Raw genomic sequence first — 22,568 nt, forward strand, 5'->3', positions numbered from 1 at the left:
GAGATTCAAGCGATGACTGCAACTGCCGGGAATGGAAAGAGCGGACAGGCCATGCAGAGGCCGCCTGTCGTGTCGCAGGAGGCTTGGGACGCGGCTCACAGGCAGCTTCTCGCGAAAGAAAAGGCGCATACACGTGCCCGCGACGCGCTCGCCGCCGAGCGGCGGCGGATGCCGTGGATGGCTGTCGAAAGGCAATATGCTTTCGAAGCGCCGCAGGGCAGGCTCAGCCTTCACGACCTGTTCGAAGGCCGTCACCAGCTTATCGTCTATCGCGCCTTTTTCGAACCTGGGGTCTTCGGCTGGCCGGAGCATGCCTGCCGCGGTTGCTCGATGGTGGCCGATCAGGTCGCCCATGTCGCCCATCTCAACGCCCGCGATACGACTCTGGTCTTCGCCTCCCGCGCGCCGCAAGCCGACATAGCGAGGCTGAAGGAGCAGATGGGCTGGACGATGCCGTGGGTGACAATCACCGACGATTTCGATAAGGATTTCGGTGTCGACGAATGGCACGGCACGAATGTCTTCTACCGCGACGGCGAGCGCATCTTCCGCACCTATTTCGTCAACAACCGAGGCGACGAGCAGATGGGCGGCACCTGGAACTATCTCGACATCACGCCGCTCGGACGCCAGGAAGTCTGGGAAGATTCGCCTGCGGGCTATCCGCAGACGGCTACCTACAAATGGTGGAACTGGCACGACAGTTACGTTGCCGACGCCGAGCCCGACAAGAAGTGGGTCGAGGTCTCCGATGCCGGCGAGGCGGCGTTCCGGGAGGAAAGCGCAAAGGCGCGATCCTGAACCTAGCCGAGCGTGCTGGACTGGAGAGTTGGCGTGACGATGGAGAGAGGTCAGCGGATCTGAAATGGCTCCGGTTGCCTTGCCGGCCACTGACCATGCATAGTGCCCGGCAACGCTGAGGGGCTGATGACCAGACTGCACGCGTTGTTTTGATGTTGCTTCCCGCGCCTCGCGCGGCGCATGCCGAAAAGGCGCTGCGGCTGGCGAGGGAGGGATCAGCCGCATTCATTCCGTTCGGAAACTGCCGCTTTCCCGACGCCGGAGCGACGCCGCCATCAACTGGTTCCTGGACAAGGACTAGATCTGGTGGGGCGATCCCTTCACCGTGAGCGCCGCATCCTAGAACACATACCAGGAAACGCGAGTCCGTTATCGTACCAGGCGGCCGCCGCTGGAACTTTGTCGTCTGGACTGTGTTTGAGGTCGGCTCACAGGAGAAGACGATGCCGCGCTTCACGCAACCGCAGCCGACGCCCGGCAATTTTCAGTTCCCGGGCGAACAGTGGCAGGGCGACCCGATGATGGGCACCATCAATGCCGAGCTTGCCGACAAGGGTTTTCTCGTCACCAGCACCGACGAACTCATCACCTGGGCGCGCACGGGCTCGCTGATGTGGATGACCTTCGGCCTTGCCTGCTGCGCCATCGAAATGATGCAGATGTCCATGCCGCGCTACGATGTCGAGCGCTTCGGCGTCGCCCCGCGCGGAAGCCCAAGGCAGTCGGACCTGATGATCGTCGCGGGCACACTGTGCAACAAGATGGCGCCTGCGCTGCGCAAGGTCTATGACCAGATGCCGGAACCGCGCTACGTCATCTCCATGGGCTCCTGCGCCAATGGCGGCGGCTACTACCATTATTCCTATTCCGTCGTGCGCGGCTGCGACCGCGTGGTGCCGGTCGACATCTATGTTCCCGGCTGTCCGCCGACGGCCGAAGCGCTGCTCTATGGCATCCTGCTCCTGCAACGGAAGATCCGGCGCAATGGCAGCATCGAACGGTAGCGCCGATGACACGAGGAAATCAGTTATCATTTCGACACGCATTCCTTTTACCTCGGAAACTTTCGAGGGCAAGTTGCGTTGTAGCGGTTGCCGTCGGTGTGCCCGGCGGCCCGCTTGCCCATGGGAGGAGGAAGATCCATGAAAGTCCTGATCGTTGAAGACGAGAACATCATTGCCATGGAACTCGAGCGCATCGCGCAGGATGCTGGCCACCAGACTGTCGGGCCGGTTTCGACAATCGAGCAGGCGCTCGCCTATGCTCAGAGAAGCGATGTCGCACTGGTCGATCTCGGCCTTGCCGACGGTTTGAGCGGCGCGCAGCTCGCGCGCCGGCTGATCGATCGCCACGGCGTCGACGTGATCTTCGTCACCGGCAGTCCGGAAAGCGTCGGAAACGGCATCGAAGGCGCTCTCGATGTGATCGCCAAGCCCTTCACCGACGAGAGGATCGCCAGCGCGCTTTCGCGAGCGCAGTCCCTGCGTAGAGATTACGAAGGCAAGAACGCTGTCTTCTGACCCTTTGGGTGGCAAGGACCAAGCGTCTGGCCGACAAGTCAACCTCAAAGTCGTCGGCTCAAGCTGACGTCGCGGAGCACCGGACCGGAGTTTCTCGTTCAGTGAAGGAAGTGGTGCGGATTTATCGCAATACCACTGCGAGGCCTGGTCCCGCGTTCAGCCACGTAGTGGCCAGTTCGATGAAGGCCTTGACCAGGGGCGACAGGTGGCGGCTGCTGGGTAGACGACGTGCATGACGCGCTCCCGGCAGTTGACGGGCGGCATATCCTCGGCGCGGGGCCGAGGATGAGGGAGGGAAAGATCCGGCAGCCGACAGCGACTATCCGCTTGCGGCCGCCGACGGCGGGTCCATAATGAGCCATCGTCCTTGGGGAGGCTTCCATGCCGTCGAGTTTCCATGTCGAAAGTGCGGATGGTTATGAGCGGTTGATGGGCCGGTGGAGCCGGAAGCTGGCTCCGATGCTCATCGAGTTTACTGGGCTGGAGGATGGCGATCGCGTGCTCGATGTCGGCTGCGGCACCGGCAGCCTGGCTTTTACGCTTGCGCAAACACCCGGCCCGCGGGAGATCGCCGCCATCGATTATTCGCCTGTTTTCGTCGAGGCGGCGAAGCGGGCCAATACCGATCCACGCATATCAATCCAACAGGCGGACGCCTGCGCCTTGCCTTTCGAGAACGACCGTTTCGACAGGGCGATGTCGCTGCTGGTGCTGCACTTCGTGCCGGAGACGGGCAAGGCGGTGTCCGAGATGGCCCGCGTCGTCCGACCCGGCGGCGTGGTCGCCGCCGCCGTCTGGGACCATTACGGCGGTATGTCGGGCATGCGGATGATGTGGGATACGGCCGTCATGCTCGACGACGACGCGCTGCCGCTGCGCCGCAGATATTGTTTCCAGCCGATGATGCGGCCGGGGGAAATGAAACGGACCTTCGTCGCGCAGGGCCTTTCCGATGTCGAGGAAACCTCGCTCCTGGTGCGGATGGAATATCATTCCTTCGACGACTATTGGGAACCGATCGCAGCCGGCGAGGGTCCGCTCGGCAGGTATGTGGCAGGGCTGGAGCCAACGAAGCGCAGGGCGGTTGATGCTGCCGTCAGGTCGGCTTACGAGGCCGGCGAGCCCGATGGGCCGCGGTCGTTCGCGTCGGTGGCGTGGGCGTGCCGGGGCAAAGTGATTTAGTCAGGTGCGCCAAGGCCAAGAGCGGGCGATTGTTATGGTCGCGCTGATCGCCGTGCCCGTTGCGCCGCTCCGGGTCTATGCGCCGGGGCCGGTGCCGCTCGCCATCGGCGCGTTTCATGCGGATCTAGCTCTACCGGCGGTCAAAGAGGCTGGCGGCAGGTGTTGCCGGCCTTTCTTTTCGAATTGCTGTCGTGGCTTCTAACTCTGCACCATTTTGGCGGCCTAGAGCCGGAAGGGTTGGACCTCAGCAATCGAGCATCCTCCGTCTTCAGCGATAAAACTGAACCTTTTCAGTAAATTACAAATCGTCCATGTCGCGATATCGCCGCATTTCCCACAGATTGCCGTCGCAATCGGCTGTCAGCCTGTCACCATCAAGTGATCAGGAGTGATCGGCTATGAGCCTCTCTTTCCCGACGATGGCGGCGATCCGGTTCGGCTATGGTTTTCGACCGGGGGAGGCGGCGCCCCGAAGCAAGGATGAGCTGATCGGGCAGCTGTCCAAAGGGGCGTCGGCGACACCGGATTTTCCGCTCGGCGGCCCCGACATGCGCCACCGGGCGATCCTAAGCCTGCAGGCGCAGTTGAAGCAGATGCGGGAAGATGCCAAGACGGTAACGGACGATCCGACGCGGCGCGAGATGCGCAAAGCCGTGCAGCGCCAGGCGCAGCAGCAGTTCCAGCACGATGTGAATCTGCGGCTGATGCAGGCGGTGCTTTCGCCCTACGGCTTTTACGAACGGCTCTCGACCTTCTGGACCGATCATTTCTCCACCAGCGCCAGCAAGAGCCTGCCGATGCGCCTTATCGTGCCGCTCTACGAGGCCGAGGCGATCCGGCCGTTCATATCGGGCAGGTTCGGCGATCTCCTGCGCAGCGCCATCGCGCATCCCGCCATGTTGATCTATCTCGACCAGGCGGATTCGCTCGGGCCCGAGTCGGCTGGCGGCATCAAGCGCAACAAGGGGCTGAACGAAAATCTCGGCCGCGAACTCCTGGAACTGCACACGCTAGGCGCCGGCAGCGCCTACACACAGGCGGATGTCACCGCTGCGGCCATGGTGCTCACGGGGCTCACAATCGACCGTAAGGAGATGGAGATCGCCTTCCGGCCGAATATTTCCGAACCCGGTGCGCATGAGGTGCTTGGTGTCAGCTACGGTGGGCGCCGGCGCTCGCGCGACGATTATCTCGACATGCTCGACGACCTTTCGGTCCATCCGAAGACAGCGGCGCATATCAGCCGCAAGCTCGCAATTCACTTCGTCTCCGATCAGCCCGACGAGCGGATGGTCTCGGATATGGAAGCGGCCTGGAAGAAGACGGATGGCGATCTCACCGCCGTCTACACCGCCATGCTCGACCATCCCGCTGCCTGGCAGAACGAAGGCGCCAAGGCGCGCCAGCCGTTCGACTATGTCGTCGCGGGTCTGAGGGCACTGAATGCGGGCCCGGTCAACGGTGTCGTCGGCAGCTTCCTGGCGGCCAACCAGCAGGGCACAGATAAGGGCGACATGGCGGCGAATACGCCTGGCCTGGCGGGGTCGCCGGTGACGACGGATCCTGCTGGCGAGGCGAGGGAGAAGCGGCTCAAGTCCTTTCGGACGGCGCGGGCGTTGGGACAAGGGGCGCTGAGGCACATGGGGCAGCCGACCTGGCAGCCGCCGAGCCCGGCCGGTTTCGAGGAAGGCTTTTCCGCCTGGATCACCGGCGGCCAGATCGCCGAACGCCTGGCTTGGGCGAGGCGGGCTGCGGCGCAGTTCGGCGGCGATGACGATCCGCGCGCGTTCCTGAGATCGACGCTTGCCGATGCCGCGCGCGACGAGACGATGCGCGTGGTGTCGCAGGCTCCGAACAAGATCAGCGGCCTGACGCTGGTGCTGGCATCGCCGGAATTCAACCGCCGATAGGAGGCTCGCCATGAACCGGATTTTGCTTTCCCGCCGCGGCTTTCTGACGTCGGCCTGCTGTCTTGCCGCTGCCCCCGTCTTCACGCCCGTCACTTTCGCGGCAATGCCGGGCGATAGTCGTTTCGTCACCATCGTGCTGCGCGGCGCGATGGACGGGCTCGACCTGGTGCAGCCTTACGGCGATTCCGGTTTTGCAGCGCTCAGGCCGACCCTAGCACTGACGCCGGATACCGGGCTTCTCGATCTGGACGGGCATTTCGGCCTCAATCCCGCCGCCGCCGAACTGATGCCGCTTTGGAAGAGCAGAGAGCTCGCCTTCGTAAATGCGGTCTCCACGCCCTATCGCGACCAGCGCAGCCATTTCGACGGGCAGGACATGCTGGAATCCGGCGGCGAACATGTTGCCGAGGAAAAGACCGGCTGGCTGAACCGGGCGCTCGCCGTCATTCCGCGGTCGGAGGCCCGCAAGGCCATTGATGTTAATACATCGACGGAGCTCATTCTCTCCGGACCGAACAATGTCGACGTCTGGGCGTCGGATTCCAACATGGCGCCGGCGCGTGACGAGATGCAGTTTCTGGCGCGGCTCTATGCCGGCGATCCGCCCTTCGCCGAAGCCCTTGCCGAGGCGACGCGGGCCGACACCGCCTCGATGATGATCGAGCCGGATGGCCAGCATGGGGAAAAGATCGCCGATGTCGCTGCGCTCGCAGCCAAGATGCTGAAGGGCGACTACCGCATCGCCAGTTTCTCGATCACGGGCTGGGACACGCATATTGGCCAGGCCGGCCAGTTCAAGCGGCCGGCGCAGGATCTCGCCCAGGCGATCAATACGTTGAAGACGGTGCTCGGGCCGGATGTCTGGGGTAAGTCCGTGGTGCTCGCCATGACAGAATTCGGCCGCACCGTCCGCCAGAACGGTTCCGGCGGCACCGACCACGGTACCGGCGGCTGCGCGCTAATAGCAGGCGGCTCGATCAACGGTGGCCGCATCCTCGGCAAGTGGCCGGGGCTCGGCGACGGGCAATTGCTCGACGACCGTGACCTGATGCCGACCGCCGACGTGCGCGAGGTGGCGGCGGCGATGCTTTATCGGCAGTTCGATGTCGGTGTGGATGATCTGACGGGGAAGATTTTTCCCGGGTTGGGATTTGATAAGGGGTCACAGTTTTTAAAGGTGTGAGGGGTGACGCTAGCCTCTCCTCCCTCATGGCTGTGACAAGCACAGGCATGAGGGAGGAGAGATCGTGCTGCTCTGCCGCTGCCCAGTCCTTCGCTTGGGCTCAGGACGTTCGTCGCTGCAATCGATTCACTGGATCGATTGCTCGGGCTTCGCCCGACCGCTCCTCACTCCAATACATCATAAAGGCGGAAGATGAAGCTGACCTGATAGAGCAGGTTCGCTATGAGGAAGGTCGTGTGAAAGCGGCGGTTGGCGGTATAGGCGGCGATGGCGCAGAGGAGGATGTAGATCATATTGCGGGCGGGATATTCCCAGCCGAGCGAGAGGATGCGCTCCGGCCCTTTGATCGCGGTGTCGAGAATATCGACGGCATAGATCAGGCCGAGGATGCTGAAGAACCATCTGCGCCGCGAAAAGAAATATTCCTCGTAGCCGCCATATTCATCGAGACTCGCCGGGAAGAGCAGGGCGCAGAGCAGGAAGAACAGGCTGCAGAAGCAGATGAGGAAGAGATAGATGCCGAAGCCGATGGCGGGCACAGCTTGCAGGCGGTACTCCCACCACCAGATATGGATGATGAAGAGGAACAGGGACAGCGCCCAGCCAAGGTGGACCGCATAGACGCGCGCCTTGGCCGGATGCTGGACAATGCCCGCAACGCCGGTGAGCAGCCTCGCAAGGGAGAGGCTGATGACCATGCCCATCACCACCTTGATGTGAAGGAAGACCTCCGGAGAGCTGACCGTTTCCATCCTCTATCCCTTGGGCTTCAGGTTTGTCACTCCGCAGGGACTGCTTTGGGTTTACCCTCTTCATCCAATGCCACCATGATGAAAGTGCCGGCGGTTACCTTTTCCATCTTGGCATAACGCGCGCGATGCGCCCATGCTTCCACAATCAGCGTGATGGAGGTGCGGCCGACACGCTCGATATAGGTGTAAACCGACAGCGTATCGCCGATCTTGACCGGCAGCTCGAAGGCCATCTCCTTGACGGCGGCGGTGACGACTCGGCCCTTGGCTCGCTCGGCTGCGCGGATGCCCGATGCAAGGTCCATCTGCGCCATGACCCAGCCGCCGAAAATATCACCGGCCGGATTGGCATCGCCTGGCATGGCGAGCGTGCGCAAAGTCAGTTCGCCTCTCGGCTTGGCAGCGTCGGTCATCAAGGGCTCTCCATCTAGGGTTTGTCATAGGGCGGGCGATTCATTGATGAGCACCCTAGTGGAAAGGTTGGAGGCTGTAAAAGACGGCAGAGGCAGGAGCATCACTTTGTTTGGCAAGCTGGAATAAGGAGCGGCTGAAGAAATGTGGTATCGGGCTCGATCCGAATTTTGTTCAATTTCAGTCGGTTAATATACAATCACCCTTCAATCGAGTGGTATTTTAGTGGTAGCTAATTAAGCTTTACGCTCCAGTAATTCAGGTGGTGCAGAATGGGGCTGATCTCACTTATAGAATCGCCGGGAACCTCATGCGCAACGTCAAGATTTCTACCCGCCTTTATTGCCTCGTCGGATTTAGCCTTGCCGTGCTGGCGGCGACGATGGTCTTCTTTCTGAACTACTCTTATTCGGAGCTGGAAGAGGAGCGGAAGGCAGGGCTGGCGCAGTTGGATGCGACGGCGCTCGGCATCTTCGACAAATATTACAAGATGGAACAGGCGGGCACGATGACCCGCGAGCAGGCGCAGGCGGCCGCCAAGGACGTGATCGGCGCCATGCGCTACGGCGCCGACGGCTATTTCTGGATAAACGACATGCATCCCAAGATGGTGATGCACCCGATCAAGCCGGCGCTGAACGGCACTGATATCTCCCAGATGAAGGACCCCACAGGCAAGTTCCTGTTCGTCGAGTTCGTCAACAAGGTGAAGAAGGACGGCAAAGGCTTCGTCGATTATTACTGGCCGAAGCCGGGCGCTGACGAGCCGGTGCTGAAATATTCCTATGTCGCCGGTTTCGAGCCGTGGGGCTGGATCGTCGGAACTGGTGTCTATGGGGACGACCTCGCAGCGCTCTATCGTCACAATGTGATCTGGGCCGCTATGGCTTGCCTGATCGGCGCCGCAGCGACAATCGCGATCGCCTTCGCCATCGTGCGCAGCGTGACGGCGCCGATTGCCCGGCTGAAAAAAGCGATGCATGCGATTGCCGCCGAAGAGGCATCGGTAGAGATTGCCGGAAGCGAGTATCGCGACGAGGTCGGGCAGATGGCCAAGGTGCTGCTGGTGCTGCGTGACTCTGTCGACGAGCGCAGTGCGTTGCGCGCGCGGGAAGACGAGAGACAGCAGCAGATCGAAGAAGAGCGCCGCGGCAACGAGGCGAGCCTGCGCTCCGTCTCCGATCGGCAGAGCCATGCCATGCAAGCGCTCGGCGTCGGCCTGGAAAAGCTGGCGGGTGGCGACCTGACGGTTTCGATCGGCGATATCGGCGAGGACTACGCCAAGCTCAGGAGCGACTTCAACGCCGCCGTCGATGCGCTGAACGGCGTCATCCATGCGATCGCCGAATCAAGCCGTGTCGTCAACGACAGCGCGTCCCACATCAGCGAGGCGACGGGGAATCTGTCGAAGCGCACGGAACAGCAGGCGGCGGCACTCGAAGAGACGGCGGCTGCGCTCGACGAGATCACCGCAACGGTAAAGACCGCATCCGAGCGGGCCAACGAGGCGCGCGAGATGGTGGCCGAGACCAAGGCGAGCGCCGGCCGCTCCGGCGAAATCGTCCGCAACGCCGTGACCGCGATGGGCCGGATCGAGGAGTCCTCGAGCCGCATCAACCAGATCATCTCCGTCATCGACGAGATTGCCTTCCAGACGAACCTTCTGGCGCTGAACGCCGGCGTCGAGGCTGCGCGAGCCGGCGAGGCGGGCCGCGGCTTTGCCGTCGTCGCCCAGGAAGTGCGCGAACTCGCCCAGCGTTCCGCCAATGCGGCCAAGGAGATCAAGGCGCTGATCAGCAGTTCGGCGGCCGAAGTGGAGGGCGGGGTTGCGCTGGTGCGCTCGACGGGTGACGCGCTGCTGGAGATCGAGGCGCTGGTCAACCAGGTCAACGATCACGTCTCCTCGATCGCGACGGCGGCGCGCGAGCAGTCAACCGGACTGAACGAAATCAATAGCTCCGTCAATCACATGGACCAGATGACGCAGCAGAATGCGGCAATGGTCGAGGAGACGACCGCGGCCAGCCGCACGCTCGCCGACGAAAGCACCCAGCTGAAGGCGCTGCTTTCGAATTTCCGCTTGCGCGAGGCGGGGCGGCCGGCAGAGGCCAGATACACACGGGCAGCGTGAGAAGCAGCAGAAATCAGAGGCCGGGCGACCGGCCTTTTTCATTTTCGTCGCCTTCAGATTGTGCCGGTAAGTTTTCATTCACCGTTTTTAACTAAAATTGGACCGAGTTTTTTCGGTCACTCTGCGGCCGGCCTACGGAAGCGATAAGAGTATGGCGTTTGTTTCCTTTCCTCGGCGAGCCTTCCTGCCCGTGCTGCTCTCGGCGGCGCTGACGACCTGTTCGATCAGTGACGGGCTCACGCCGCCGGCCAATGTCGACAACGGCACCAGGGTCAGTTCGATCTCGCCGGCGCGGGCGCCGGCCGCGCGTATGGCGCCTGCAGTGCGCATGCCGCCGGTGGAGAGTCAGGCCTCCTATCCCGTTTCCGGTGCGCCTGTCGGCAGCAGCCAGGGATCCGTTGATTATCTCGATACGCCGAACCTTGCCGGAAGTGGCCAAGCTGCGCGCGCCGCGCCGGGCAGGCGGTCCGGCCGGCTGCCGATGATCGACAGCGACGAAGCGATGGCGGCAGGCCAGCAGACCGAGAATTGGGGCGGCACGCAGAACCTTGCCATCCCCTCCGGCGGCGTCAACATGGATGACGAGCTCGGGGCCGAGCCGGTCGTCGGTTTGGCGCAGGAGCAACAACAGCAAATCGCCGAAGGCAACGCCACCGAGCCCGTCGTCGACGGCATCGGCACCGACACACCGACCCAGCTGAACCAGCCCGCGCCGCAGGCGATTCCGCTGCCGGCAGCACAAGCGCAGATGAGCCGGGCGCCGACCTGGAGTGATGGCAGCCCCGTCGTGGCCCCGACCCGTGTTCCTGAAGAGGACGAGGCCGAGGAAATGGCGATGCTCCGGCCGAACAATCCGATGATGAGCCAGCCCGCAGCACCTGTTGACCCGAGCGTCATGCCGGCTTCCGAGCTCGCCTGCCGACGCGAGCTGAAGCGCATGGGCGTGCTCTTCGATGAGAAGCCGCCGATCTCGCAAGGGCCGGCCTGCCAGGTGCCTTATCCGGTGTCGCTAAAGGGGCTTTCCGGCAATATCGGCGTGAAGCCGGCGGTGACGCTGAACTGCCAGGTGACGCTTGCCTTCGCAAAATGGGTGAAGAACGAGCTGGCGCCGTCAGCCCGCTATCGCTACTGGAGCGGCATCAGGACGATCCAGCCGCTGGGTGGCTATTCCTGCCGTCGTATGAACAACAGCCGGCAGAGATATAATCCGATGTCGGAACATGCCCGCGGCAACGCCATCGATGTCGGCAAATTCGTGCTGAAGAACGGGCACGCGATCGACGTGCGCAAGAAGGGGCTCTTCTCCTTCCGCGAGGGCCGGCTCTTGAAAGCCGTTCGCAGCGACAGCTGCCGCTATTTCAACACGGTGCTCGGACCGGGCAGCAACCCGGAACACTGGAACCATTTCCACTTCGACCTGCGCTCCCGCAAGAGCGGCAGGGTCTATTGCAACTGACCCAGGTCGTCCGAGCAAGCCCGCCAACTCCAGAAAGGGGTTCATCCCGGCGCCTGGGCGCGCTATAGAGCGGCGAGGCGAATTGCCGTTAGCGAGTTTGATCCATGAGCTATGAGTTCCATGTCGGCCAGAAGGTCGTCTGCATCAACGATACTTTCAAGCATGTCAGCATCGACCAGCTCATCCGCAAGGGCGAGATCTACACGATCCGCTGGGTCGGCGAATATACGCATTATGTCGACGGCACCTTCATCGGCGTGAAGCTCGCGGAGATTCATCGCGGCAACGATGACGGGCCGGAGGGCTACGGCGCGGCCGATATGCCCTATCGTGCGACGCGCTTCCGGCCGCTGGTAAAGGACAAGATCGCATCGCTGCGCAAGCTTTTGGCGCCGACGCCCGATGCGCCGGTGGAACCCAAGGAAAAGACCAGGAAGAAAGAGAAGGTCTGAGGGTCGCTCGGTCGCCGCGACTGGCGAGATGGCGGGGCCGTTTCTCCACCTGCGAGCCTAGACGAAGGCAGCGGCGCTCCATCTGCGGGGGCCGCTAAAGCGGACGGCGACGGACATCGGAAACTTCAGTTGGAGATAAGGCAAGGTTTGCACGGCACAAGTTTGTTGAATTTCTGAGGAGGTTAAGACAGAGTGCCGGCCGCATAGACTTGGCGTCTTCTTTTGTTGCAGATCGCGCATCCGGTTTCACGCGTATTGCATCACGTGGTGACTTAAACGCAAAATGACTTTCGTTCTGAAGACTTTCGGCAGCTTGCAGCTTGTCGACCGAGGCGGAAACGTGGTCGCCTTCCCGGAGAAGGGGCTTCTGCTTCTTGCCTATTTGTTGACCGCCGATCAAGGGTCAGCGGATCGATCGACCTTGGCTCGTTTCCTCTGGGGCGAGGCTGACAAGGGCGTGGCGCTTTCGACCTTGCGAAAGGTGATTTCGAGGATCAATGCCCGTCAGGCCGAGCTCGGCGTGGCTCTGATTTCGCTGCATGGCAATCTTGTCTCGCTGGAGCGGAGCTCTCTTTCTTCCGATCTTCTGCTGCCAGGCAAGGAGGCGGACGCCGAGCCGCTCCTTCGGCTGGAGCATGTCGTGAGGCTCATGAACCAGCCCTTCTTGGGGCCCGTCAACTGCCATAGCCGCGAGTTTCAACGCTGGCTCGCGGAGCGGGAAAGCAGCCATATCGAGATTCTCGTCCATACGTTGAGAGCAGCATCCGGGCTGGCGCGCTCGCGCAAGGAATCCGAACTCCTGAAGAATGCGGCGGTTATCCTGTTTCAGACGGAACCTAAGGATCCGGAGACGCTGAAGATGCTCATACCGATCTTCCAGGCGGAGGAAGAGGTCGAGCTCCTTCGGAACCATTTCGAGAAACGGCATAATTCCATTCTGCGCGGAATCGCAGTGCGCGATGGCTCGGTTGGCAATGACGGACGATCCCTGCATCCCGCAGCGCCTCCGAAAGAAAGGCTTGAAGCCGGCCTTTCCCTGGAAGCCGAAACGACCCGGCTCGAAATCCCGCGCCTGGTGCTGCTTCTTCCGAGGAATCAATCAAGCCGGCCCGAGGCGGGTTTTCTCGCCGCATCCCTGGTGGAAGACATCACCATTGGTTTCTGCGCCTTCAACAGTCTGCAAGTCATAGCGCCGCACTCGGCCGTTCAGATCGGCCATCATACGGAGACGCAGAAGGCCTTCTTCGAACGCCAGCGGGTCAACTACATATTAGACACGCGGATCAGCAATGTGGGCGACGAGGTGACCTTGTTCGCGCAGCTGATTTTTTTCGACCAGAACCAGATTCTCTGGGCCGAGAGATTCAGTCTCGATCACATGGAACTATTGAAGGACAGGAGAGCCGTTGCCCGACAGATCGCGCTTTCGGTGTCGAGCGAAATCGAGCGCCATGAAGCGCTTCGGGAAGATCTGAACCCGGTCGCTTATCATCGCTACCTCGTCGGCCGGCGGCATCTGGCGCGGCTGACCCTTCCGAACCTCAGGCGCGCGCGCAAGGAAATGAAAGCCGCGCTTAGCGTCAGCCCCGATTTCGCGCCAGCGCTGAGCTCCGTGGCGCGGACCTATTCCAAGGAGTGGCTGCTGACCGCCCGAGGCGATATCGAATTGCTGAAAACCGCGGAAAACTCGTCGAGGCAGGCGATCGAAAAGCGGTCGGACTTCGCCGACGGGTATCGCGAGTTCGGCGTGGCCAAGCTTTTGCAGGGTGCGTTCGATGAAAGCGCTGAGGCAATGGAAGTGGCGGAGAACCTTGCGCCGCACTATGCCGACGTGATTGCCGACTATGCGGATACGCTGGTTCATTGCTCGCTCCCGGCCATGGCTCTCAAAAAAATCGAGCGGGCGATAGAGTTGAACCCGCTCGCTCCCGACACCTACTTCTGGACCGCGGCGGGGGCAAACTACGCCCTTGGCGAATTCGAAGCTTCGCTGGATTACATCAGCCAGATGGCGGACCCCAGCCTGGCGGACAGGCTGTCAGCCGCAAGCTGCGCAATGTTGGGCCGCCAGGACAAAGCGCGGGTGTTCGTGCGCAGATTTCGCGAAGCCAATCCGGACTTCGATGTGGATAAGTGGCTGTCGTCCGTTCCGAGTAAAGAGCAATGGCATAAAGATCTTTATCGTGAAGGTCTGAAGAAAGCAGGATTTTAAGTATCAATCACTGGAAGGGGGAAAGCATGGCTAGAGTGGTCGTTATCAGCATTGAGGGCGAAGATGATCTTTGGGTGGCGGATCTCGACAGCAGGACCGTTCAACCTCTTGCTGCTCCGAAATCCGGCGGGCTTCAAACGGTAGCCGATCTCCGCGCGACCGGCGCAGTCGTCACCAAGGGCGTCAATGTCGCGGTGGTCGTGAAGTCGACGGAGGCAGCTCTTTCAGGCCATTACGACGGCTAAGGCCATCGTCCTTGCCCGATGGCATTCAAGTGGCGATCGTCGCTGGAAACGTCAGCGGGCCGATTAGGCCGTCTTCCGGCTAATCAACAGCCCGGTTTGCCTGCTGACCTCGACAGCGCCGTCGCCTTGCCGAAAGGTATCGGCAATCGCTTCGCGGAAGCGGGCGAGCCATGCCGGATGAAAGGGCGGCAAGCGTCAGCTGCAGTTCCTGAGGCAGCAGACCTGCCGTTGCCGCCGAGAACCAGCCGGGCCCGCAGTCTACGTCGAGTATGCGATCGCGGTGCAGGGCAAAGTCAAACCTGTCTTCCCTCATTCCGGTGACCAGCAAAAGGAATGAAGGGAGAAGGCGGGAGACATCTTTACCATACGGCGTCACTCAAAGGGCTCGCAAGCCACACCAATCGCCGCTCAATTCTACTTATGCACGCGGCGCCAAAGATAACACGTTTGAAGCTAAATTCCGACACTTTCCCGATCGAAGCTCCGCGTCATTGAGACTTGGGGAGACGTGATGTCGGGCATTCTTATCGCCACCTTGTTGGCAACGGCTTCAGCAAAGATTCCCGCCGGATTGTCCGGCGGTGAGGCTCTCTATTCCGACTGCCGCGGGTCCCGGGAGTTCGTTGTGGGTTATGCAGCGGGTTGGCTGGACAAATGGAATAGTGACGAGTTTCTCGCCCGGCGCATTTTTGCCGAGGCCCCTCCCAAGCCCAGCAGGATGGTGAACTCGGCGCATTTTGCGATCGCCGTCGGCATCAACGTCTGTATTCCCGAGGGAACCACGGCGGAAGCAGTCGGTAATACGCTGTGCACCTTCCTGGAGGAAAATCCCGGCATGCGCGAGGCGACCGGCGACGAGCTGATGACCACGATGGCTCATTACAAATACCATTGCCCGATTCCCTGAGGGATAGTCATGCCGGCTTGTTGGCCTCGATGAAACGGCTAAGCGAGGTGGCGGCGTTAAGCATGTGCGCGCGCATGCGCCGCGAGGCCATTTCGCCATCGCCTTCGGCGATCGCCTGCATGATGGCTTCGTGTTCGTCGCGGGAGCGGCTCAGCCGCTCGCCTTGTCGCAGCTGCGTGCGGCGGAAGGCGTTCAGGCGGTTGCGGATGGTGATCGCCTGTTCGGCTAGAAAACCATTGTGGGTGGCGTGATAGATGGTTTGGTGGAACTGGCGGTTGAAGCTGTCATAGGCGTCGAAATCGCCGGACTCGACGATCGGGCGGGAGAGCTCGTGCAGTTCGATAAGGCGGCTGCGTTCCAGCGGCGTCATGCGGTAGGTGGCGAGGCGGACGCAGACGGCTTCGATCTCGGCCACAGTCTCGAACATATCCATGATGCGCTCCGGCGTCATCCTGGTCACCACGCCGCCGCGGCGGGCGCGAAGCTCGACGAGTCCTCCGGCCGCAAGCTGGCGCAGCGCTTCGCGCACCGGGGTGCGGGAGGCGCCGAAACGGTCGGCGAGCTGCTGTTCGTCGAGCGCCGCACCTGCCACGAGCGTCCCCGCGGCAATTTCGTCGGTCAGCGCATTGCGGATGCGGTCGGAGAGGAGGGCACGATCATCGTCATCCTCGGTTTCGAAACCATTCGCCATTGCTGATCTCCACACCTCTTGCTGTATGCAACTTTAAGCTGGAACGTCACGATTGTATGCGTTATCCATATCACGAAGGTGTTACGTATCCAATAATTGACATTGTGTAGTATGGGAATACAAAAATCCTCTGTCGGGGTAGTTTTGTATACGCGGTTCCACCACAGAGCCGAATTAGAATGCGGAAGCAGGCTCTCGAAGTCTTGCGTCTACGATGAACGCTTCCAACACGATGTCATCGATCACAATGTCGTCGATCAGAATGTCATCGAGCGGCGATTTTCGCCGAGTGCCATCAGTGCTTCGGCCCCATGTTCTCGACCTTTCAAACAGTCCCAACACCTAAGGAAACCAGATCATGATGATGAACAGACGGGTTTTTTCGGCCGCTCTCGTTGCCGGCGCTGCGGCCACTCTTCTTTCCAGCCGTGGCATGGCCGCGACATCAGCTCCCGTCAAAGCGCGCAATGTCGTGCTGGCGCATGGGCTATTTGCCGACGGTTCCTGCTGGACCGAGGTGATCGCACGGCTGCAGGCGGCCGGCCTGAATGCGACGGCGGTGCAGAATTCGCTGACGACGCTGCCCGAAGCGGCGTCAGCGGTAAAGCGGGTGCTTGACCGGCAGGACGGTCCGACCGTGCTCGTCGGTCATTCCTTCGCCGGCATGCTCGTGACCGAGACCGGCGTTCACCAGAACGTCTCGGCGCTGGTCTATGTCGCGGCTCGCGCGCCGGATGCCGGCGAAGATTATACTGCGCTCGCCAAGACCTATCCGGCGCCGCCGGCCTCTGCGGGCATAGTCTTCGACGGTGACGAGGGCCGGTTGAGCGAAGCCGCCTTTCTCAGGGATTTTGCAGGCGATCTGCCGGAAGCCAAGGCCAGGGTGCTCTATGCCGTGCAGCAGCCGTTCCAGAAGGCGCTGCTATCAGGCAAGACGACGGAGGCCGCATGGCGCTCCAAGCCAAGCTGGTATGCGGTTTCGACCGAGGACAGGACGATCAATCCCGATCTCGAACGCTTCATGGCCAAGCGCATGGGGGCAAAGACCATCGAGGTGAAGGCCAGCCATCTCTCGCTGATCTCTCATCCTGACGAAATCAGCCGGCTGATCCTGGAGGCGGCGGGGGCCGCAGCCTGACGCACATATGCAGGGTTGGGTGCCAGATACGGGATGCTCAGTCTGGTAGTGTTCACGATTCCAATGACCTCCGGTCAGTAGCGGCAAGGCTTGCACAGCCGGGCCTTTCACGCGACAAAGCATGGATGAGCATTCCCAAGACACATCCCTTCGCCTTCGACCCGACCTACGGCATGCGTCTTCAAGAGCTTTTGGCGATCGAGCCGCCGGAGGAGCCTGAGGGTTTCGATGCGTTCTGGGAGGCGCGGTATCTGAAGGCGCTGGCGGTCGATCCGCAGCCGGCGCTTTCGCTCAGCAAGCTCAGCCACCCCGACTGGCACGTGCTCGATCTCGTCTATTGCTCCACCGGCGCGTTCAAGATCGGCGGCTGGCTACTGCTGCCGCGCCAGGGGCAAGTGAGGCGAGGTCTGGTGGTCGGGCATGGGTATGGCGGGCGAGATCAGCCTGATTTTGATCTGCCGATCACGGAAACGGCCGTGATCTTTCCCTGCTGCCGCGGGCTGTCGCTGAGCAGCCATCCGCCGATTTCTCAGAACCCGTCCTGGCATGTGCTGCACGATATCGATAAGCGAGACGCCTATATCATCGGCGGCTGCGTCGAGGATATCTGGCTTGCCGTCTCGACGCTTGTTACGGTCTATCCCTGGCTCTCCGGCCGCACCGGCTATAGCGGCATCAGCTTCGGCGGGGGCGTCGGGGCGATGGCGATCGCCTTTGACGAGCGCATCGATCGCGGACATCTGGCGCTTCCGAGCTTCGGCCACCAGCCGCTGCGGTTGAAGCTGCCGACTGTCGGCAGCGCGCGATCGGTGCAGGAATATCAGGTCGACCACGGAAACGTGCTGGAGACGCTGCGCTTCTACGACGCAGCGACCGCGGCGCGGCGGATCGAGGTGCCGATGCTGACGGCGGTGGCACTTTTCGACCCCTCGGTCGCGCCGCCATGCCAGTTTGCTGTCGCAAATGCGATACGAAAATATAATGAAATCTTCATCCTGGACGCCGGCCATTTCGATTACCCTGGAAGTGCTGAGCAAGAGGCGGTTCTCCGCAACAAGATCGGACAGTTCTTCAGGGTGCCATGAACCGCGAATATCTGCGCTGGTACAGTCAGCGGCTCTATCGAGACATGGAGATGCTGGTGTTCGGCCATGCCGGCGCCAAGGTGCTGGTTTTTCCGACGCGGGAAGGGCGCTTCTTCGAATATGAGCAGCTTGGCCTGGTGGCGAGCCTTAGCGATAAGTTGCAGGCCGGGCATATCCAGCTCTATTGCATCGAAGGCCTAGCCGCCGACAGCCTCTACGGGCTCCACCATCATCCGGCCGAGCGCATCCGCCGGCATGCAGTGCTGGAGGATTATATCCTCCACGAGGTGCTGCCACTGATGGCGGCGAAGAACGCGCATGACTGCACCATCGTGCATGGATGCAGCCTCGGCGCCTTCCAGGCCGCCAGCCTCGTCTTCCGCCATCCGCACCTATTCCGCAAGCTCGTCGCCTTTTCCGGCCGCTACGACCTCACGATGAAGGTGGAATCCTTCGGCGACCTGTTCGACGGCTATTACGACGACAGCGTCTATTTTCACACTCCGACGCACTTCCTGCCCGGTCTCGGCGCCGACTGGCGGCTCGAGAGGCTGCGCGAGATCGACATTGTGCTGGCCATCGGGGAGGCCGATCCTTTCCTCGATAACAACCGCTATCTCAGCCGGCTGCTTGCCGAAAAGGACATTCGCCATCAGTTGCACGTCTGGGACGGCCGCGCCCATCGCGCCGGCGCCTGGCGGATGATGGCGCCGCTCTACATTTGAGTTGTTGGAGGCTGTCACGGCCAGCGCAAAGCCGCCGTCGCCACCGGCGCATCCCAGAGTGCGATCTCCTCGTCGGTCAGCAAGGCGAGGGTGACGGACAGTCCCTGCATGTCGAGCGAGGTAACGTAGGTTCCGACAAGCGAGCGCTCGATCGGGATGGCTTTCTCCTCGATGAAACGGCGGGCGCCGGCATAGGCGAGATAGAGTTCAGCAGGCGGCGTGCCGCCGAGGCCGTTGACGAAGAGAAGCGCCCGGGCGCCCGGCGTCACCGCTATGTCGGCGATAATCGTCTCGCAGAGACGCATGATGATGGCGTTGGCGGCGGCGAAGGGCTGCGTGTAATGGCCAGGTTCGCCGTGAATGCCGACGCCCATTTCCATCTCGTCGGGTTCGAGCGAAAACGTCGTGCGCTCGGTCTGCGGCACCGTCACGCCGTTCAGCGCGACTCCCATCGAGCGGATGCGGGTGTTCAGCCCCTCGCCAAGCTGCTTCAGTTCGGCGAGGGGCATGCCGCCTTCGGCGGCGGCACCCAGGATCTTTTCAACAATCAGTGTTCCCGCGACGCCGCGCCGGCCGCGGCCTTCGCCTGATCTCGATGTCTCGATATCGTCGCTGACGACGATCATGTCGAGGCTGTGGCGGTCACCGGCCATCTCGATCGCCATTTCGAAATTCATCAGGTCGCCGTCGTAATTCTTGACCAGGAGCAGGCACCCGGCGCCGGTATCGGCCTCTTCGATGGCGGCAATAATCTGGCTCGGCGTCGGCGAGGTGAAGATATGTCCAACGCAGGCGGCATCCAGCATACCCTGACCGACGAAGCCTATATGCATCGGCTCGTGGCCGGCGCCGCCGCCGGATATCAGCCCCACCTTGCCTGATGTGAGATGGCGGCGGCGGACGCATTTGCGCTCGGTCCCGAACACCACGAAGGTCTCATGGGCGCGCACGAAGCCTTCGACGCTTTCGGCGACCATGGTTTCCGCGGTGTTCATGAACTTTTTCATCAAGCCTCTCCCAAGGCCAAAGGCATCACGCTACGTCAGCCCGCTCACGCTTCACTGCTCGCTCGCCCGCGATATCGCGACGATCTTCTGCACGAGATCGGAGATCGCCTCTTCCAGGAGGCGGTTTTTCCTGTCGTCGCCGAAGTCGGGCACCATCAGCGAAAGGTGCCGCAATTTCTCGGAATGGCCGAGATCCGGCAGCTTGCCGGGATGGGCGGCCTGATATGCTTCGAGAAAGCGTTCTTCCTCGGCGGCGCTGAAGTGGCAGACGCGCACGATCGTCGCGAGATGGCGCGCCGGCAGCGGCGTCGCATAGGTCGGACTGGTGATCTGGGTGACGAAGCTGCGGTGCTTGCCGAGCGCCGTCGCCAGGCGCTGGCGCGTGCCGGACGGCCTGTTGTCGATGATCTGCGCCAGAATGGACTTGTAGGCGATTATGGCGTCTTCGGTGTCTTCACGCGCCATCCTACTCTCCGGCTGCCCTGGTGCCATCGGCGTTGAGGCCGATGATCGCCGATCTTATCGCGGGACGATGGGCGGGCGCCACGGAAAAATGCCGGAGACCGGCAGCAAGCAACTCCGGGAGATAGCGGGGATCGCCGGCCATGTCGCCGCAGATGCTGAGGGGTTTGCCGCCGGCAAGTTTTACCGCCTGCTCGATCAGCCGGAGCACGGCTGGTGCCACCTTGCCGGCATCGACCTCGTTGCCGTCCCGGTGCGAGGCGGCGAGATATTGCGTCAGATCGTTGGTTCCGAAGGAGAAGAAGGCCGCGGATGCGAAGGTGTCGAGCATCAATGCGGCCGATGGCACTTCCACCATCATGCCGATCGGCGGCATCCGGTGCTGCAGGGCGCGGCGGCCGAGCTTTTCGGCTTCCTCGCGGAACAGTTCGCGCATCCTGTCGACCTCTTCGGGAAAGCTCACCATCGGCAGCATTACCGAGAGCTTGCCGAAGACGGCGGCGCGCAGCAGGGCGCGGGCCTGGACGCGGGCGATTTCCGGCCGGGCAAGCAGCAGCCGGACGCCGCGCAGGCCCGGCTCGAGAGCCGGCGGGTCTTCGAGGCCGGCAAGCGGCTTGTCGCCGCCGATATCCAGCATCCTTATGGTCACCGGCTTTTGGCCAGCCTGCTCCAGCACGCGGCGATAGATCGCCAGCTGCCGTTCCTCATTGGCGGCATCGGCGATCGAGGTGACTGAGAATTCCGAGCGCATCAGCCCGACGCCCGCCGTTGCCGGATCGAGCGCATCGATCTCGGCGGGATCGTTGATGTTGATGGAGATGAGAATCGGTACGCCGTCCGTCGTGCGCAGCTCGCCGCTTTCAAGCTTGGTGTCGCCGGCTGGCGCGAGCGGCGGGATCAGCATGCCGCCCGCCTTGAGGATGACGGCGCCGGCGTCGCCATCGACGCCGACGGGATCGCCGTCCGCTGCTGAAAAACGGCCTGTGCCGACCACCATCGGCACCGATTTCGCCCGGGCGAGCAAAGCGACGTGGCCGGCGGCGCTGCCTGCGAACAGCGCGATACCGCCGCCCTTCGACCAGTCATGAGCGAGGAAGCGGCTCGGCTCCATATCCTTGCCGACGAAGACCGAACCGGGCGGGAAATCGGCGACCGGGGTGCCGGCCAGCGCGCCGAGCACGCGGTTCTTGATGTCGAGAATATCGACGGCGCGCGCGCGCATCGGTTCCTCGTCGGCTGCTTCGAGTTCGCCGATATAGGCGTCGAGCGTGGCGATCCAGGCGAAGACGACATTCTCCTCGGCTTGCATGCGCGCGCCTGTTGCTTCCGCGATCGTCGGATCGCGCAGCACCTCGATCTGGAAATCGATGATATCGCGGCTTTCGGCATCGGCGCCCTCGGCGAGCCGCTCGAGTTCGCCGATCGAGATATGGATTGCCTTCTCAAGCGCGCCGTAGCCGCCGGCGGGCGTGGAAACAGCCTTCGGCTCCTCGGCGAGAAAGGCCGGGCCGGATGCGATGCCCGGGGACGCGCTCTTTGCTTTCAGCCTAAGCGGTTCTGCCATGTTTCGTTTCCTCATCGAAATTGCGCTCGATGAGTTCCTTGAGCGCGCGGATCGCCTCTTCGGCGAGAATGCCGTCCGCCCGTATCCGGAGGATCGAGCCTTTGCGGATGCGCGCGCCCATGACCTTGATGATGCTCTTGCCGTTCAGCCAGACGTCGCTGCCGTTGACGGCGATCTCGATCGAGCAGGGGAAGGACTTGGCAAGTCGTGTGAAGGTGACGGAGGGGCGGGCATGCAGCCCAACGCCGTGCTTGACTTCCACCTCCGTCTGGCAATTCACGTGCAAAGGATCAGGCTCCTGTTTCTCAATACGCCATCGGTTCGTCATCAGGGGGACAGTTCCTCGGCTGTGGCGACGACCTTGGCGAGCGACGCGCCCCCCGAGGCTTCGGCGGCGGCGATGACGGCGCCTTCGACGAGCGGCGCGTTGCAGATGGAGACGCGGGCCGACCGGGGAAGGCCCAGCATTTCGATCGCCATCTCGCTGTTGGTCTCGGCACCGCCGAGATCGACGAAGACGGCGACGCCGGCATCGGACCAGGCGGCCTCGATCGCCTTCAGAATACCGCCGGCATCGGTGCCGAGCTCGCCATGGACGTTGCCGCCCGACCAGGCGAGCGGCACACAGTCGCCGACCATCTGTCGCACCATGTCGGCGATGCCCCTTGCCACCAGCGGTGAGTGGGAGACGATCACAATGCCCACATTTGCGGTCTTTCCATTCATGCCGGTCC

The 22,568-nt window shown here is 62.1% G+C and carries 23 protein-coding genes and 1 pseudogene; 15 read left to right on the top strand and 9 right to left on the bottom strand.

The window, feature by feature from the left end; genetic code table 11:
* The first annotated feature begins 12 nt into the window (after positions 1-12).
* From FFR93_RS12130 to FFR93_RS12170, 6 genes are all read left to right on the top strand, one after another.
* Positions 13-801: a DUF899 domain-containing protein gene (locus tag FFR93_RS12130; RefSeq protein WP_138393394.1), complete on the top strand. Its 789-nt coding sequence runs from the start codon at positions 13-15 to the stop codon at positions 799-801.
* A gap of 443 nt (positions 802-1,244) precedes the next feature.
* Positions 1,245-1,805 carry an NADH-quinone oxidoreductase subunit B gene (locus FFR93_RS12140; protein WP_064705343.1) on the top strand — a complete coding sequence of 187 codons (561 nt, stop codon included), beginning with the start codon at positions 1,245-1,247 and terminating at the stop codon, positions 1,803-1,805.
* A gap of 138 nt (positions 1,806-1,943) precedes the next feature.
* A complete protein-coding gene (locus tag FFR93_RS12145; protein WP_064705342.1) occupies positions 1,944-2,321 on the top strand; it encodes a response regulator in 378 nt (125 codons plus the stop codon).
* 381 nt (positions 2,322-2,702) lie between these two features.
* Positions 2,703-3,503 carry a class I SAM-dependent methyltransferase gene (locus FFR93_RS12155; RefSeq protein ID WP_064712758.1) on the top strand — a complete coding sequence of 267 codons (801 nt, stop codon included), beginning with the start codon at positions 2,703-2,705 and terminating at the stop codon, positions 3,501-3,503.
* Between the two features lie 398 nt (positions 3,504-3,901).
* Positions 3,902-5,413, top strand: coding sequence for a DUF1800 domain-containing protein (locus FFR93_RS12165; RefSeq protein WP_138393396.1), 1,512 nt, complete (start codon positions 3,902-3,904; stop codon positions 5,411-5,413).
* 10 nt (positions 5,414-5,423) lie between these two features.
* Positions 5,424-6,596: a DUF1501 domain-containing protein gene (locus FFR93_RS12170; protein ID WP_138393397.1), complete on the top strand. Its 1,173-nt coding sequence runs from the start codon at positions 5,424-5,426 to the stop codon at positions 6,594-6,596.
* Positions 6,597-6,760: 164 nt separating this feature from the next.
* Here FFR93_RS12170 and FFR93_RS12175 read toward each other — a convergent pair whose 3' ends face one another.
* Positions 6,761-7,348, bottom strand: coding sequence for a hypothetical protein (locus FFR93_RS12175; RefSeq protein ID WP_064705338.1), 588 nt, complete (start codon positions 7,346-7,348; stop codon positions 6,761-6,763).
* 26 nt (positions 7,349-7,374) lie between these two features.
* A complete protein-coding gene (locus FFR93_RS12180) occupies positions 7,375-7,761 on the bottom strand; it encodes an acyl-CoA thioesterase (protein WP_138393398.1) in 387 nt (128 codons plus the stop codon).
* A 308-nt stretch (positions 7,762-8,069) separates the two neighbouring features.
* Here FFR93_RS12180 and FFR93_RS12185 point away from each other — a divergent pair, with 308 nt between their 5' ends.
* From FFR93_RS12185 to FFR93_RS12205, 5 genes are all read left to right on the top strand, one after another.
* Positions 8,070-9,890, top strand: coding sequence for a methyl-accepting chemotaxis protein (locus tag FFR93_RS12185; RefSeq protein WP_138393399.1), 1,821 nt, complete (start codon positions 8,070-8,072; stop codon positions 9,888-9,890).
* 151 nt (positions 9,891-10,041) lie between these two features.
* A complete protein-coding gene (locus tag FFR93_RS12190; RefSeq protein ID WP_138393400.1) occupies positions 10,042-11,346 on the top strand; it encodes an extensin family protein in 1,305 nt (434 codons plus the stop codon).
* Between the two features lie 104 nt (positions 11,347-11,450).
* Entirely contained in the window at positions 11,451-11,798 is a 348-nt protein-coding gene (locus FFR93_RS12195) for a hypothetical protein (protein ID WP_008535048.1), read from the top strand.
* A 283-nt stretch (positions 11,799-12,081) separates the two neighbouring features.
* Positions 12,082-14,010, top strand: coding sequence for a hypothetical protein (locus tag FFR93_RS12200; protein ID WP_064712754.1), 1,929 nt, complete (start codon positions 12,082-12,084; stop codon positions 14,008-14,010).
* 26 nt (positions 14,011-14,036) lie between these two features.
* Complete coding sequence (locus FFR93_RS12205; RefSeq protein WP_064712753.1) at positions 14,037-14,255, top strand: hypothetical protein; 219 nt, start codon at positions 14,037-14,039, stop codon at positions 14,253-14,255.
* Positions 14,256-14,424: 169 nt separating this feature from the next.
* Here FFR93_RS12205 and FFR93_RS41405 read toward each other — a convergent pair.
* Positions 14,425-14,532: pseudogene (locus FFR93_RS41405) on the bottom strand (SAM-dependent methyltransferase); the annotation flags it as partial.
* 234 nt (positions 14,533-14,766) lie between these two features.
* Here FFR93_RS41405 and FFR93_RS12215 point away from each other — a divergent pair.
* Complete coding sequence (locus FFR93_RS12215; RefSeq protein WP_064712752.1) at positions 14,767-15,162, top strand: hypothetical protein; 396 nt, start codon at positions 14,767-14,769, stop codon at positions 15,160-15,162.
* A gap of 7 nt (positions 15,163-15,169) precedes the next feature.
* Here FFR93_RS12215 and FFR93_RS12220 read toward each other — a convergent pair whose 3' ends face one another.
* Entirely contained in the window at positions 15,170-15,853 is a 684-nt protein-coding gene (locus FFR93_RS12220) for a GntR family transcriptional regulator (RefSeq protein ID WP_064712751.1), read from the bottom strand.
* A 358-nt stretch (positions 15,854-16,211) separates the two neighbouring features.
* Here FFR93_RS12220 and FFR93_RS12225 point away from each other — a divergent pair, with 358 nt between their 5' ends.
* The 3 genes from FFR93_RS12225 (at position 16,212) to FFR93_RS12235 (ending at position 18,801) form a co-directional block, all read left to right on the top strand.
* Positions 16,212-16,991, top strand: coding sequence for an alpha/beta hydrolase (locus tag FFR93_RS12225; RefSeq protein WP_138393401.1), 780 nt, complete (start codon positions 16,212-16,214; stop codon positions 16,989-16,991).
* 125 nt (positions 16,992-17,116) lie between these two features.
* Complete coding sequence (locus FFR93_RS12230) at positions 17,117-18,076, top strand: acetylxylan esterase (RefSeq protein ID WP_138393402.1); 960 nt, start codon at positions 17,117-17,119, stop codon at positions 18,074-18,076.
* On the top strand, positions 18,073-18,801 hold the full coding sequence (locus tag FFR93_RS12235) for an alpha/beta hydrolase-fold protein (RefSeq protein ID WP_138393403.1): 729 nt from the start codon (positions 18,073-18,075) through the stop codon (positions 18,799-18,801). The genes FFR93_RS12230 and FFR93_RS12235 overlap by 4 nt, the downstream gene beginning before the upstream one ends.
* Positions 18,802-18,815: 14 nt before the next feature.
* Here FFR93_RS12235 and FFR93_RS12240 read toward each other — a convergent pair whose 3' ends face one another.
* Genes FFR93_RS12240 through dhaM form a run of 5 tightly spaced genes read right to left on the bottom strand, consistent with a single transcriptional unit; the run spans position 18,816 to position 22,560 of the window.
* Complete coding sequence (locus FFR93_RS12240) at positions 18,816-19,808, bottom strand: dihydroxyacetone kinase subunit DhaK (RefSeq protein ID WP_138393404.1); 993 nt, start codon at positions 19,806-19,808, stop codon at positions 18,816-18,818.
* 51 nt (positions 19,809-19,859) lie between these two features.
* Positions 19,860-20,273, bottom strand: a complete 414-nt coding sequence (locus tag FFR93_RS12245; RefSeq protein ID WP_138393405.1) for a hypothetical protein — start codon at positions 20,271-20,273, stop codon at positions 19,860-19,862.
* A gap of 1 nt (position 20,274) precedes the next feature.
* Positions 20,275-21,834, bottom strand: a complete 1,560-nt coding sequence (locus FFR93_RS12250) for a putative PEP-binding protein (protein ID WP_138393406.1) — start codon at positions 21,832-21,834, stop codon at positions 20,275-20,277.
* Positions 21,818-22,162 (bottom strand): HPr family phosphocarrier protein, encoded by a 345-nt coding sequence (locus FFR93_RS12255; RefSeq protein WP_138393407.1) that lies wholly within the window; start codon positions 22,160-22,162, stop codon positions 21,818-21,820. The genes FFR93_RS12250 and FFR93_RS12255 overlap by 17 nt, the downstream gene beginning before the upstream one ends.
* Positions 22,162-22,560 carry a dihydroxyacetone kinase phosphoryl donor subunit DhaM gene (dhaM, locus tag FFR93_RS12260; RefSeq protein ID WP_138393496.1) on the bottom strand — a complete coding sequence of 133 codons (399 nt, stop codon included), beginning with the start codon at positions 22,558-22,560 and terminating at the stop codon, positions 22,162-22,164. The genes FFR93_RS12255 and dhaM overlap by 1 nt, the downstream gene beginning before the upstream one ends.
* Positions 22,561-22,568: the final 8 nt, after the last annotated feature.

Origin of the sequence: Rhizobium sp. MHM7A (assembly GCF_005862215.1) — a bacterium.
GTDB classification, from domain to species: domain Bacteria; phylum Pseudomonadota; class Alphaproteobacteria; order Rhizobiales; family Rhizobiaceae; genus Rhizobium; species Rhizobium bangladeshense.